The organism is Nocardia sp. NPDC051052 (assembly GCF_044456045.1).
Classification (GTDB): domain Bacteria; phylum Actinomycetota; class Actinomycetes; order Mycobacteriales; family Mycobacteriaceae; genus Nocardia.
In genome coordinates, this window is sequence record NZ_JBITFL010000008.1 from 54,558 (window position 1) to 67,362 (window position 12,805).

General features: G+C 66.8%; 11 protein-coding genes. 4 read left to right on the forward strand and 7 right to left on the reverse strand.

The window, feature by feature from the left end; translation table 11 throughout:
- Window positions 1-561 (forward strand): TetR/AcrR family transcriptional regulator, encoded by a 561-nt coding sequence (locus tag ACIBCN_RS26950; RefSeq protein WP_396994458.1) that lies wholly within the window; start codon window positions 1-3, stop codon window positions 559-561.
- Between the two features lie 7 nt (window positions 562-568).
- Here the strand turns inward: ACIBCN_RS26950 and ACIBCN_RS26955 are convergent, their stop codons facing one another.
- Window positions 569-1,192 (reverse strand): TetR/AcrR family transcriptional regulator, encoded by a 624-nt coding sequence (locus ACIBCN_RS26955; RefSeq protein WP_396994459.1) that lies wholly within the window; start codon window positions 1,190-1,192, stop codon window positions 569-571.
- A 103-nt stretch (window positions 1,193-1,295) separates the two neighbouring features.
- Between ACIBCN_RS26955 and ACIBCN_RS26960 the strand changes: the two genes are divergently transcribed.
- Both ACIBCN_RS26960 and ACIBCN_RS26965 read left to right on the forward strand, forming a co-directional pair.
- Window positions 1,296-3,413, forward strand: a complete 2,118-nt coding sequence (locus ACIBCN_RS26960; protein ID WP_396994460.1) for a HelD family protein — start codon at window positions 1,296-1,298, stop codon at window positions 3,411-3,413.
- 234 nt (window positions 3,414-3,647) lie between these two features.
- The gene (locus tag ACIBCN_RS26965; protein ID WP_396994461.1) at window positions 3,648-5,318 is read left to right on the forward strand and encodes a bifunctional 3'-5' exonuclease/DNA polymerase; all 1,671 of its coding nucleotides are present in this window, start codon (window positions 3,648-3,650) and stop codon (window positions 5,316-5,318) included.
- 66 nt (window positions 5,319-5,384) lie between these two features.
- Here the strand turns inward: ACIBCN_RS26965 and ACIBCN_RS26970 are convergent, their stop codons facing one another.
- The 4 genes from ACIBCN_RS26970 to ACIBCN_RS26985 all read right to left on the reverse strand — a co-directional run bounded on the left by ACIBCN_RS26970 (window position 5,385) and on the right by ACIBCN_RS26985 (window position 10,136).
- The gene (locus ACIBCN_RS26970) at window positions 5,385-6,908 is read right to left on the reverse strand and encodes an FAD-dependent monooxygenase (RefSeq protein WP_396994462.1); all 1,524 of its coding nucleotides are present in this window, start codon (window positions 6,906-6,908) and stop codon (window positions 5,385-5,387) included.
- Window positions 6,909-7,064: 156 nt separating this feature from the next.
- Window positions 7,065-7,730, reverse strand: coding sequence for a hypothetical protein (locus ACIBCN_RS26975; protein ID WP_396994463.1), 666 nt, complete (start codon window positions 7,728-7,730; stop codon window positions 7,065-7,067).
- 87 nt (window positions 7,731-7,817) lie between these two features.
- The gene (locus ACIBCN_RS26980; RefSeq protein ID WP_396994464.1) at window positions 7,818-8,777 is read right to left on the reverse strand and encodes an alpha/beta hydrolase family protein; all 960 of its coding nucleotides are present in this window, start codon (window positions 8,775-8,777) and stop codon (window positions 7,818-7,820) included.
- A gap of 114 nt (window positions 8,778-8,891) precedes the next feature.
- A complete protein-coding gene (locus ACIBCN_RS26985; RefSeq protein ID WP_396994465.1) occupies window positions 8,892-10,136 on the reverse strand; it encodes an FAD-dependent oxidoreductase in 1,245 nt (414 codons plus the stop codon).
- A gap of 230 nt (window positions 10,137-10,366) precedes the next feature.
- Here ACIBCN_RS26985 and ACIBCN_RS26990 point away from each other — a divergent pair, with 230 nt between their 5' ends.
- Window positions 10,367-10,855, forward strand: coding sequence for a hypothetical protein (locus ACIBCN_RS26990; RefSeq protein WP_396994795.1), 489 nt, complete (start codon window positions 10,367-10,369; stop codon window positions 10,853-10,855).
- A 75-nt stretch (window positions 10,856-10,930) separates the two neighbouring features.
- On the opposite strand, the gene ACIBCN_RS26995 is transcribed toward ACIBCN_RS26990, so the two are convergent.
- Both ACIBCN_RS26995 and ACIBCN_RS27000 read right to left on the reverse strand, forming a co-directional pair.
- Window positions 10,931-11,713, reverse strand: a complete 783-nt coding sequence (locus ACIBCN_RS26995; RefSeq protein WP_396994466.1) for an SMP-30/gluconolactonase/LRE family protein — start codon at window positions 11,711-11,713, stop codon at window positions 10,931-10,933.
- 327 nt (window positions 11,714-12,040) lie between these two features.
- Window positions 12,041-12,772, reverse strand: a complete 732-nt coding sequence (locus tag ACIBCN_RS27000; protein WP_396994467.1) for a DUF2071 domain-containing protein — start codon at window positions 12,770-12,772, stop codon at window positions 12,041-12,043.
- Window positions 12,773-12,805 lie beyond the last annotated feature (33 nt).

Consider the following 12,805-nt stretch of genomic DNA (forward strand, 5'->3'; position numbering starts at 1 on the left):
ATGAGCCGCAAACCGATGGTCCGCCCTGGAGGACGCAGCACCCGCGTCCAACAGGCGGTCCATACGGCCACGCACGCGCTGATGGCGGAAGTCGGTCGCGACGCGCTCACCGTTCCGTCGATCGCTACCCGCGCCGGAGTCACCCCGTCGACCATCTACCGCCGGTGGGGCGATCTGCGCGAGTTACTTTCCGACGTCGCCGTCGAACGACTCCGCCCGGAAACCGAACCGGAAGACCACGGCACCTTGGCCGCGGACCTGACCGCCTGGGCCGAACAATTCCTGGACGAGATGAATTCGCCACCGGGTCGCGCCTACATCCGCGACGCCTTGCTCGGCGACCCCGAGGGCGCGAACGCCGGACAGTGCTCGGACTATGCCGCCGAGCAGATCGCCGTCATCGTGAACCGCGCCGACCGTCGCGGCGAATCCCCACCCGGCGCCGAAGCCATCCTCGACCGCGTGGTCGCGCCGATGATGTACCGCATACTCTTTCGCCCCAGCGCGCTGAGCGCCGAGTACGCCCACCGGCTCGTCGACGACCTGTTCACGAACGACTGACGGTTGGTCACGCCAACCCACGCTCCAGCAGGTCGAAGGCATTCTCGGCGCGGGTGACCGCCGCGGCATAGGTCTCGTCCGCGCCGTGGCCGGAACGTATCGCCAGGGCGTTGTAGTACGTGAGGATGCGCTGCGTACTGAAAACCTGCCCTGCCACCAGGTGTGCGGTGAACGCGTCACCCGGCTGGCCGGACGCGAGCAGTTCGTCGGCGAGGTCCTGTTCTTGGTCGAGCATGTAACCGGCCAGGTGGGCCATCAGCGCGGGCGTCGAATACAGCAGGTGGTGGAACGTGATGGCCGCCGGGGTGTCGTTGAGTCCGGTGAGGGGATCGCGTTCGGCCAGCCGGTCGAGAAAGTACTGGCGTAGCGCGTTCAGCGCGGAGGTGCCGGACGGGCGGTCCCGGACGACGAGCGCGGAACCTCTGCCCCCGTTGACGAATCGGCGCAGGACCAGATCTTCCTTTGTCGGGAAGTAGGCGAACAGGGTCGGCTTGGACACCTCGGCGGCAGCGGCGATGTCGGCGACCGAGACGCCGTCGAACCCGGATTTCTGGAACAGGGCAAACGCCGCCTCCGCGATCGCCTCGCGAGTGCGGGTCTTCTTGCGCTCGCGCAAGCCGGGTTCCTCCACGGAGCCAGAGTAGTCAAATTTGATTTGGTCTACAAATTGTCTCGGTTATATAATTGACCGAGTTAAGTGATTTGCACTTCGAGGTGGGGGAGTTGCCGAGACCATGCACGATGCTGAGAACGACCAGGTCGAGCCCGAGATCCGCATCGAACGTGACTATCTGAGCGCCTGCCGCGCGGCGCTTGCCCGCATGCGCGAAGAGGCCGTGACCGCGCTCGCCACGGGCAGGGGTGCGGGCGATGTCTTCGACAAGATGCAGAACTTCGCGGCGCGGCAGTTCCACAAGAAGCAGATCGAGGAGCTGTCCGGGCTCGATGATGTGCCGTTGTTCTTCGGGCGTCTGGACTTCCCGCTGGGCGATGTCTATGACGAAATCCGCGATCTCGGTTCACCTTCGGCCGCACCGGACAGCGATCGCGTCTATATCGGTCGTCGCGGTGTCAGCGACGAGGACGGCGAGCTCATGGTCATCGACTGGCGCGCCCCGCTCTCGCGCGCGTTCTATGAAGCCAGCCACCAGGATCCGCTGAAAGTGCGGGTGCGCCGCCGCTTCGGTTTCGACCATCACGGCGAATTGACCGCCTTCGAGGATGAATCGCTGGATTCTCGGTTCGCGCGGGCCGAGGGCAGCGATCTGCTGGCCGCGGAGATCGAACGGCCGCGCAAGGGTCCGATGCGCGACATCGTGGCCACGATTCAACCCGAGCAGATGAGCCTGGTGCGTTCTCCGATGGATCGCACGCTGTGTATCCAGGGGGCGCCGGGCACCGGAAAGACGGCGGTCGGTTTGCATCGGCTGGCGTATCTGCTGTTCACCGAGCGAGAACGGTTGCGGCGGGAGGGCGGGGTCGCCGTCATCGGACCCAACCGGTCCTTTCTCGCCTATGTCCGCAACGTGCTGCCCGCTCTTGGCGAAGTCGAGGTCTTGCAGACCACCATCGATGAGCTCACCAACCCGGGCATCACCGTCACACGGGTCGAGGAGCCGCGGGTGGAGCGGATCAAGGGCGATGCGCGGATGGCCGAAGTCATTCGGCGGCACCTGTTTTCGCGAATCCGGCCCATCGACGAGACAGTGCAGGTCAAGTACCTGCAACGCACCTGGCACCTGTATTCCGACGAGATCGCCGACGAACTCGACGAGGTCCGCGACCGCAACAGCGACTACAGCAGCGGTATCGAGTTGCTCGCCCAGCGTCTGAGCCTGCTCGTGCTGCGCCAGATGGAGCGGCGCGGGGAATCGGCCGGCCCGAGCGCGCTGAGCCAGCTCCGCCGGAACCGGGCGATCGTTCGCGCCGTCCAGCAGATGTGGCCCGAGACCGATTCTGGGCGGGTGGTTTTCGAGCTCCTCACCGATCCTGACCTGCTCGCCCTTGCGGCCGACGGCATCCTCTCCGCCGAGGAGCAGCACGCCATCCTGTGCACACCGCGCCCACGTAACGTGCCGGGAATGCGTTGGAGCAGTGCTGATCTGGCGCTGATCGATGAGGCCTCGGCCCTGATCGAGCGTCCGGCGAAACTCGGCCATATCGTGGTCGACGAAGCCCAAGACCTCAGCCCCATGCAGATCCGGGCAATCGGCCGCCGCGTCGCGGGCGCCTGCACCGTGCTCGGCGACCTGGCCCAAGCCACCAGCCCCTCGGCCGCCGAAGACTGGACCGCCGTCCTCGCCCACCTCGGCAGACCGGACGGCCAGATCGAAGAACTGACCCGCGGCTACCGCGTCCCCGCGCAGGTAATCGACTATGCCGCACGCTTACTGCCACACATCGCTCCCGAACTACGTGGCCCCGCCTCTTACCGCCAGTCCGCCGACGCCCTGCGTATCAGCAGAACCACCACACAGGCCATGACCGAGGCGATCCTCAGCGCATGCGCCACCGCCCTGGCCGACGAAGGATCCGTCGGAGTGATCGCCGCCGACCACGACATCGCAGACCTGCACAAAGCATTCTCCGACAACGGTTTACCGCACACCATCCTCGGTACCGACGAACCGGCCACCGGCTCCACCCGGTTGAGCCTGATCCCGGTCACCCTCGCCAAAGGTCTGGAATTCGACACCGTCCTCGTCATCGAACCGTCTCGCATCGCCAACGCCGAACAGCGCGGCCTGCAACGCCTTTACGTCGCTCTCACCCGAGCCGTCAGCAACCTCCGCGTCATCCACGCCGACGTGCTACCGGAACCCCTTGCCCAAGAACCTGCGATGAGCATCTGACGTTCGTAAGGACTGTGCTGTAGCGATCCGCTACAACCTCCCGAAAGGTCTGCCGCTGCTGCCCATGCTGGTCGACAGCCAGCTCAAACCGCAGCACCTGCAGCTCGACCCGAACGAACCGAGCTTCGCCAATGTGCCGGTCGGTGGCCGACCGACCTGGTGATTCGGCCAGCGACTCTCGCGAAGTGGTCGACCATCGAGAAGGATGTCGGTGCCCGGTGCAAGACTCCGGGCATGAGATGGGCGGTGGCCGAAACCGGCGAGGGAGGTGCGCGTCTGTGTCCGCTCGACCAGGACGGTCGACCAGCGGGTCCGGTGGTCGACGAGCCGTCGCTAGCGGAGGCGGTGCGTTCGCGTCCCGAGGTCGAGCGGTGGGTGTGGCGATCCACGGCGGAGATCTACCGATCATTGCTTGCGGCCGGGGTGCGGGTCGAGCGCTGTTACGACGTGCAGGCGGCCGAGGCGCTGCTGATCGGCCACGAGGAGGGGCAGTCGGGCCAGGCCCGTTCATTGGCCGCGGCGTGGGCGCGATTGCACAACCTGCCCGTTCCACCGGACGCGCCCGCACGCACCGCGGAGACGCAACCCTCGCTGTTCGAGTCCGGCCCGGTGCCGCTACCGCCGGGCACGGACGAGTTCACCGCCCTGTTGGAGGTGTACGCCGGACAGCTGGCCCGCACCGCGAAGGCCGAACATCCGGAGCGCATGCGGCTGCTCGTCGCGGCCGAATCGGCGGGCATGCTGGTGGCCGCGGAGATGTCCCGAGCCGGCATCCCCTGGCGCGCGGACGTACACCGCGACTTGCTGGACAAGCTGCTCGGCGAGCGTTTCCCAAGCGGCCTGGAACCGCGCCGGATGGCGGAGCTGGCCGACGAGGTGTCGCGCGCGTTCGGTGGCGTGCGCGTTCGACCGGACCTGCCCAACGACATCATCAGAGCCTTCGGCCGCGCCGGAATCTCGTTGTCCTCCACCCGGAAATGGGAGCTCCAGCGGATCGATCACCCCGCGGTCGCGCCGCTGCTGGAATACAAATCGCTCTACCGCCTGCACACCGCCAACGGCTGGGCCTGGCTAGAGCAGTGGGTGCACGACGGCCGCTTCCGTCCCGAATACCTGCCCGGCGGCACGGTTTCCGGCCGCTGGACCACCAATGGTGGTGGTGCCCTGCAGATACCGAAGGTGATTCGGCAGGCGATCCGCGCGGATCCCGGGTGGTCGCTGGTGGTCGCCGACGCCGACCAGATGGAGCCGCGCATACTGGCCGCGGTCTCCCGCGACCCAGGACTGATGGAGGTGGCGGGCCGCGGCGACGACCTGTACGCGGATCTGGCGGCCCGCGCCTTCGGCGGCGACCGCGCCCAGGCCAAAATCGCTCTGCTCGGCGCTATTTACGGCCAGACCTCCGGCGACGCGCTCGCGCACATGGCCGAACTTCGCCGCCGCTATCCGATCGCGATGGCCTATGTCGATGACGCGGCTCGGGCCGGCGAACAGGGCAGGCTGGTGCGCACCTGGTTGGGCCGCACCTGCCCGCCGGCCTCGGTCACCTCGCCCGAGCAAGCGGAGCTGGCCCAGGAGACGGTCAACGGATACGGCAGCAGCGCGGCGGCACGCGCACGTGGCCGTTTCACCCGCAACTTCGTGGTGCAGGGCAGCGCCGCCGACTGGGTCCTGCTGATGCTGGCGGGAGTGCGGCATGCGATGAGCCAGGCCGGACTTCGCGGCGAATTGGTCTTCTTCCAGCACGATGAGGTCATCGTGCACTGCCCGGCCGAGGAGGCGGCGACGGTCGCGGACATGATCACCACAGCGGCAGAGAAGGCAGGCCACCTCACCTTCGGTCCGACACCGGTGCGGTTCCCGTTCACGACAGCCGTGGTCGAGTGCTACTTCGATGCCAAATAGGGGCATCTCGTCCGGGACCTTCGCGGCCGCCCGCGAGATGCGTTCGGGGCGGCCGTGATCGGTGCGCTAAGCGCCGAACCAGCGGGAGAGCGCCTCGCGCAACGTGCGCGCGGCGGTCTCGGCGGAGTCGTCGATGGTCGCGGCCCAAGCGATGTGCGCGTCCGGCCGGATCAGCATCGCATCGGCCGGTCGGTCACCGGTCTTTCCCTGGCGAATGTCGATCCGATGCGCCCACTCTCGGGCGATCTCGCGTAGGTCCGGGCGATCGGCGAGATCGAGGAAGACGGGCCGCGCGGTGTGCAACAGTTCCGCGACCGAGGTGGTGCCCTCGTCGGTGTGCAGCGTGAGGTCGGGTGCGAAGGCGCCGGTCAAGGCGTGCTGGTCGGGATCGGTGCGCGGGTAACGGATGTCGCTGCCCGCGACCAGCGCGCCCATGCGGCGTAACGGCTGCTCATCGACGAGCAGTTCCTGGAAAACCGCCCGCAGTGCTTCGGCGGCCGGGTCCTGCCCGCGCCGCAGCGCCACCTGCGCTTGGGTCTGCAGCAGCGCGCGGGCACCGGCGAAGTGGCGTTCGTCGTGATAGGTGTCAAGCAGGCCCTCCGGTGCCCAGCCGTCGATCTCGGCGGCCAGCTTCCAGGCCAGGTTGACCGTGTCGAGCATGCCCGCGTTCAGCGCCACCCCGGTAGCGGGCAACAGGTGCGCGGCATCGCCAGCCACCAGGATCCGTCCGGCCCGGTATCGATCAACATGTCGGGCCTTGAAAGTGAAGCGCGACAACCGGATCGGGTCGCCCAACGGGATATCCGCGCCGAGTACCCGGCGGACGCTGGCCTGGAACTCGTCCATGGTCATCGGCACGTCGTCGTCGTACTCGGTGGGCTCGTCTTCCACGGTCGACAGGAACAGCACTCCCGGTGTCAGCGACCCGACCCCGAGCACACCGCGGTCGGTACGCGTGAAACCCGCACTGACCGGGCCGAACCCGGCAACGTCGAGGTCGCCGTTGTCGAGCATCCGCACCGAATCGGGCACCGTGGCCATGGCGACCCGGTTGACCTCCGGATAGGTGATGCCGGGGAACTCGATGCCCGCCAGCTCACGAACCCGGCTGCGCGGGCCGTCGCAGCCGACCAGGTATCGGGCCGTCACCTCATACACCCCGTCCGGGCCACGGACCTGCGCGGTCACCGTCGCCTCGTCCTGACGCACCCCGAGCACCTCGTGGCCGCGACGGATTTCGGCGCCGAGTTCGCCCGCGCGTTCCTCGAGCACGCGCTCGAGTCCCTGCTGGGGCAGCGGCAGCGCCTGCAGCGGCGAATCCGTCAGCTGGGTGAAGTCCAGATGCACACCGCCGAACGGGAATCGGGGCGCGGGCATGGGATCGGTGGTAGCCGACTCGAATCGGGCCAGCGCACCTCGATAACGCAGCAGTTGCAGGATCTGCCCGGCCAGACCGTGGGCTTTCGGAGTGTCCCGCGCCTGCGGATGCCGCTCCAGCACCAGCGGTCGCACCCCGGCCAAGCCGAGCTCGCCTGCCAGCATCAAGCCGGTCGGGCCCGCGCCCACAATGATCACGTCGGTGTCCGTCACTCACCACTCCTAGTTACGCAGTTCTCGCTCAGGTCAGCGATTCTGCGGCATCACCCGGGCCTTGCGGCAAGCCCCCGGTTGCGCTATATATTGAGAGCGGGAAGGGGGCTACCGCGGCCGAACGCGAAGTTCTGGCAATCTCCTTGACGCATCCACTCAGACCAGCGCCGCGCGACCTTGCGCGTAGCCGATGAGGTTCTCCGCGTCGATCGGTGCGTCCTGATCCGCGAGGCACGCCCGAAATCGGCTGACCGCGTCGTCCAGTTCCGGTCCCGGCCCACGGTCGGCGAGCAGAACGATGATCGCCTCGCAGGTCGCGTAGCGCGGCTCCGGGTCGGCCAGTAGCTCTTCGAGGTACAGATCCGGTTCCAGCAGTCGCAGCGCACGCCGCGCGTAAGCGTGCACCCGCTTGGGTAGCTCGGCGCGGATGGTGTCGATATCTGCCTGCAGTGCGTGCCGACCCGGTTGAGTCGGATCGACCCCCAGCGACCACAACTCGGTGAGGTGATCCGGGATACCGTGGTCGTTGATCAAGCCGGGACCGCTCGCCTGCTCGATCGGCACGGGTGGACGACCGAGCTGCGCATTACGCCAGTTGTGGAACTCCCACCAGGCGGTCGGCGTAGCGCTCAGGCACAGGCCGAATCTGAGCACCTGTTGCCCGTCGGTCCAGGTGCGCAGCGTGCGGGTGCGCCCCACGGACGCCAAGCCACCCGGCGTGACACGCACCCACGTATCCTCCGAGCCTTCGAAGCCGTACGGCTGTAGCAGCTTGCCTGTCTCGCGCATTAGTCGGCGCAGTGCCGAGTCTGTTCCGACCATGTCAGCAGGCTAGCGCCACCTGCCGACATAATCGGATCAGCATGCATCGCACCGTGTTTCGCCCGGTACGGAGGATGTTTCTTCGGCTTACTTCGATTCGACCCGGCCGAGCGGGGCCGGGCCGCCCGTCAGCGCGTCGCACGCCGCCTGCCAAGCGGTATCGCCCGGGAAGAACTGGGCGCGCAGATAGGCAGCGGTGAGCTGCTGGACGGCGGCGACCCGCTCGGGACTCTCGTCGGTGGTCTCGGCGACGTCGTATCCGGAGATGCCGCCGAGCCCGTGTTCCGCGTCGAACAGGGTGAGCAGGGACTTGGGGCCGGGGGCGAGGAAGTACGGATCGGCGTGCCAGTCCGAGCCCGCGATCGTCAGGTGGGCGGAGGCGTCCTTCTCCCCGGCGACCACCAGCGTGGGCGTCGTCATGTCGGCGAAGTCCGGGGTCGACATGAACGGGTAGTTCTGCGCCACGAACTCGGTGAGTGCGTCGCCGCCGCGTCCGGGCGCGGCGAGCAGCACACCCGCCGTGATCCGCGGCTCGGCCAGGTTCACGTCCGTGCCGTCCGCCGGATCGGTGAGCCGCGCGCCGAGAAGCAGGCTCGCGGTGTGCCCGCCCATCGAGTGCCCGGCCACGGCGATCTTGCCGCGGTCCAGGCGCCCACTGAGTTGCGGGACGGCGGCCTCGAGCGCGTCGAGTTGGTCGAGGATGTGCCGCATGTCCTCGGCGCGCGAACGCCAATACATCGGAGCCCCAGGGGTATTGGGATTCAAGGTCAGCGTCGTGGAGCTCAGATGGGTTGGCTGGATCACGACGAAGCCGTGCGCCGCCCAGAAGTTGACCAGCGGGGCGTAGCCGTTCAGTGAGGAGAGGTTGTGTGAGTGGCCTTGGCCGTGCGAGAGCAGGATGATCGGCAGGTCGCTGCCGGTCACCGGTGCGGAAACACGTACCTGCAGGTCCACGGGTCGACCGGGGCTCGGCAGTACTACCGGGCTGACCGAGAGGACCGGGGTGGGGGAGCCGAAAACGTCGGCGGGGTAGGTGGATTCACTCATGATGAGGTGCCTTCCGGGGCTTGAAATTCAGCAGCGTCCACGGAGCTCGACTGAAGCGGAGCGCTGTTCCACTAATATATGGAACATCGCTCCGCTTTGTCAACGGGCTGCTGATCACCCGGGCAGCGGGTCAGCGCCGAGCGTTCTGGTGTCATTCGCGGCGGAGAGTCGAACCATGCGGAAGCCTTCGTCGATCATGGCCCGCTCGTAGTCGCCTATCGCGGCCAAAAGTGTTCGGCCGGTAAGTATTTCGGCTAAGGCGCGAGTGAGGGCGGCGGCATCCCGTAATGCGATGTTCGCGCCCGCGCCCGCGGCCGGGCTCATGGCGTGGATCGCGTCGCCGAGCAATGTCACATTCGAGGTCGGCCACGGCGGGATGGGAACGCTGCTGCGAATCCTGATCGGGAAGAGGGTCGAGAGAGTCCATCTCTCCACGATCTCGGTCACCAACGGATGCCAACCGGCGAGCTGCTCGAGAACCAAGTCGCGCAGTTCCCGGCCGGAAGCCGCGCGCAGTTCCTGATCGGAGCACCCGAGCCGATCGAGGCGACGACCGAACATCACGGCGAGAGTGTCCAGCGCTGGTTCGAGAGCGACCTCGGGTGCCAGCCGGACCGCGGCTGCCGCCGGTTGTTCGCGGTACTCCACCGGCGCGATACCGACGAACCGATCGCCCGGCCCGGCAACCGAATTGAAGACGCTGAACATCGTCGGTGGCAGTGCGTCGCGCAGTTCGGGTGTCAGCGGTACCCGCCCGTAGATCAGTCGCGTCCGGGAATCCACGACACGCGCGTTCGGCAGCCGCTGGGCGCGAATCACCGATCCGATGCCGTCGGCGGCCACCAAAACCGAGCCCTGTGCGGTGCTGCCATCCGCGAATCGAGCCGTGACAACCTCTCCGTCACGGTCGTAGCCGACGCAACAACGTCCGAAATGAACGACGTCGTCGAGCCCGGTGAGCAGGATTCGACGCAGCACCCGCCGATCGATCACTGTGTGTGCGGGCATCACGTCGCTCGACGCCGGATCATCGAGTGTGAACACGCCGGTCGGGCGCAGCTGATGATCGAAACCCGTCACCTGGGACGCAGGTCGTCCAGCAATGGCCCGGACGAGTGAGAAAAGCTGCGGCGGAAGGACTTCCGACAGTGCCCACCGACCGCGCTCAGCGATATGCAGGCGATGGCCTTGGGCCCGCGCCGCCTCGGCGGTATCCCGTTCGTTGACCGCGACACTGATCCCCGCCCGACGCAGACCTTGGGCCAGGCAAAGCCCGCCGAGGCCCGCGCCGATCACGACGACGTGCGGAAACAAAGATGCTTCAGGGTTGATCAAGACATACCTCACCGGAGTCGACAACGACTCCCACCTTCTCGATGCCACCTGGCACCGAGAAACCATTCGGTGAGGCCGAAGCCTGCGAGAGCCCGTCGGGCCCTCCGGTGAGAAGACACCACCAACCTACAAGAAGCCGCGCGCCGCTGTCACCCGGTCACGAGTGGTGCGCACCTACTTCCACACCCGGCCGAGCGATGATTTCGAGTCGCTTGCGGCGTCCGTATAGGTAAGGACTACAAGGAGGAATCGTGATGGCCAATGCACAACCCTCGGACATCCCTGACGATAGGGATGCCACGCTCGACCGCCTCGAACCGCTCGTGGGTCGATGGGAGGTGGAGGCCAGTTTCGAGGCGGGCTTCTTCGGGCCGGACACCCCGGCCGTCACCGACCGAAGTGCCAGGACAACCTTCGAATGGATGAAGACCAAACGTTTCCTGGTCGAGCGGTCGACCGTCGACAACCGCATGGCACCGGACGCCATCGTCATCATCGGGGTAGATGGCGACGGAGAATTCATCCGCCACTACTACGATTCCCGCGGCGTAAGCCGCACCTACCAGATGAGCCTGAACCAGGACACCTTGCGCATGTGGCGCACGGAATCAGGCTTCTCCCAACGCTTTACCGGCACCTTCAGCGCAGACGGCAATAAAATCACCGGCGCGTGGGAGAAATCCGCAGACGGCACCACCTGGGAACACGACTTCAACCTCACGTACTTCCGAATCGCGTCCTAGCGGACAGCTGCTGGTTCGTTGCCGAACCGCCCGCGTTTGCCGATTACACCGGAAACCGGCGTTGGGTCGGCGAAGTCAAGGGAGGGGGATGGATGTTGCGGGGATGGGGGTGCCGGTGATGCCGACCGGGTGGCTCAGGAGGCGGCCCGCGGTGGTGATGAGCAAGGTGGTCCCGTGGAAAGCGACGGAGGACACGAAGCCGTCGGGGAGATTGATTGTTGTGTCGAGTTGTCCGTCCGGGGTGAACCGGGCGACAGTGCTTCCTGTGCCGAGTGCGACCCATACGCCACCTTCGGCATCGACGGCGAGGCCGTCGCATTCACCGGACGGTGCGGTCGCGAACGCGTGACGGTCGCCATTGTCTATCAACAAGATTCGGCTCTCGGCGTATTCGCAGACATACAGCGCCTGTCCGTCCGGGGCGAAGCCGAGCCCGTTGGGCCAGCGGATGTTCTCGGCGGCGATCGAAACATCCCCTGCTGGACCGATTCTGATGACTTCGCTCGGCCCGGCGGGCTCGCCTCGCTGTGGTTGATGCCGCAGAACTCCGGCATACAGCGCGCCGTCGGCGGCGACGGTCAGATCGTTGAAACCGGTTGCGCCATCCAAGGTTAGAAGCTGCCGCGTTACCGAGTCGGTACCGATGTAGGACAGGTCGCGCCCGGTCATCACTACGCCGCCGCCGGCATGCCACGCCAGCCCACCGATTCCCCGTCGCGCCGCGAGGACGGTTTCCGTACCCTGCTCGCGGTAGCGGTAGACCCCACCACCGGTGACATCGGCGAACAACACGCTGCCGTCGGCCCCCACCAGCGGTGCCTCGAGCAGTCCAGTCGTCGTATACAGCGATGTCGGCATGTCGTCTCCGATCGGTCCATGGCGCCACGGCAAGCCCCGCGTGAAGATAGGCCAGCCCGCACCCCTGCTCCGCCAGTAGCACACTCTCCCACACTATAGCCAGACCTCGAGAACCGACACCCTCTGCATAATCCGCACCCCCAGTACACGTGGTGTGCGGCTCACACGACCGGTGTGCAGCCCCAACTCGCCGTGCCGAGAGCAGAATCCGCACCTTTACTCGGGATCCGCACTCGGAATAGGGACCCTAGAGGGGGAGTGCGGATCCCGAGAGGGGGTGCGGATTTGTGGTGGTACGGGGCGGGGTGCGCCTCGGCGGCGGGAAGGTCAGGCGATGGCGGCTAGTGGCATCGGGGTGGTGACGTGCCAGGTGGCCGGTACGTTGCGCATCAGTAGGGTGCAGTCGAGGGTTGCGCTGCCGGTGGGGAATCGGGTTTGGTCCTCGAAGAAGGTGGAATGGACGGTGTGGGTGTGGGCCGGGCGTACTTCCCACTTGGAGGTGTTCAGTTCGAGGCCGTCGAGGCGGTGGCCGTCGCGGCTTGCGGAGAAGCCGACGGATCCCTGGCGGAAGAACTCCGAGGCCGCGCTCAGGTCGGGGAACAGCTCGCTACCGCCGAACTCGTCGACGGTGCGCACGTCCACGCTGACCTGGGTGGCGCCGTCCTGGCTCGTGAAGGCGACGTGCAGGTCCTGCTGGCTTTCCTTGACGTCGAAGCGGGCCAAGCCGTGCACACCGGGGAACAAGCGCCCGCCCAGCAGCACATTCAGCGATGACCCACTGTCCCGCTGCGGAATGTAGACGCCCTTCTCGACCCCATCCGGTCCGTCCCATTCGACCGCGATCCGATGCGCGGCGTTCTCACTGCGCACACCGATCGCGCCGGGCAGCCCGACCGGACGCACCTGACCGAGCCGAACGAGGCAGATCCCCGCGACCGCCCAGTCGCCGACCACCTGTGGGCGCAGCGGCGCCGGTAACAGGCTTGCCGCAACGTCGGGCTCGACCCGGTAGTTGATCAGAAGTCGTCTCTCGATGACGCTCGAAATGTGCGGCATCATGTCGCCAATCCTCCTTCGGGAGTTGGCTTCACC

Coding starts and splice junctions, on each gene's coding strand:
- ACIBCN_RS26965 (WP_396994461.1), top strand. CDS start 3,648: ATGAGATGGGCGGTGGCCGAAACCGGCGAGGGAGGTGCGCGTCTGTGT.
- ACIBCN_RS26950 (WP_396994458.1), top strand. CDS start 1: ATGAGCCGCAAACCGATGGTCCGCCCTGGAGGACGCAGCACCCGCGTC.
- ACIBCN_RS26975 (WP_396994463.1), bottom strand. CDS start 7,730: ATGGTCGGAACAGACTCGGCACTGCGCCGACTAATGCGCGAGACAGGC.
- ACIBCN_RS26980 (WP_396994464.1), bottom strand. CDS start 8,777: ATGAGTGAATCCACCTACCCCGCCGACGTTTTCGGCTCCCCCACCCCG.
- ACIBCN_RS26995 (WP_396994466.1), bottom strand. CDS start 11,713: ATGCCGACATCGCTGTATACGACGACTGGACTGCTCGAGGCACCGCTG.
- ACIBCN_RS26960 (WP_396994460.1), top strand. CDS start 1,296: ATGCACGATGCTGAGAACGACCAGGTCGAGCCCGAGATCCGCATCGAA.
- ACIBCN_RS27000 (WP_396994467.1), bottom strand. CDS start 12,772: ATGATGCCGCACATTTCGAGCGTCATCGAGAGACGACTTCTGATCAAC.
- ACIBCN_RS26990 (WP_396994795.1), top strand. CDS start 10,367: ATGGCCAATGCACAACCCTCGGACATCCCTGACGATAGGGATGCCACG.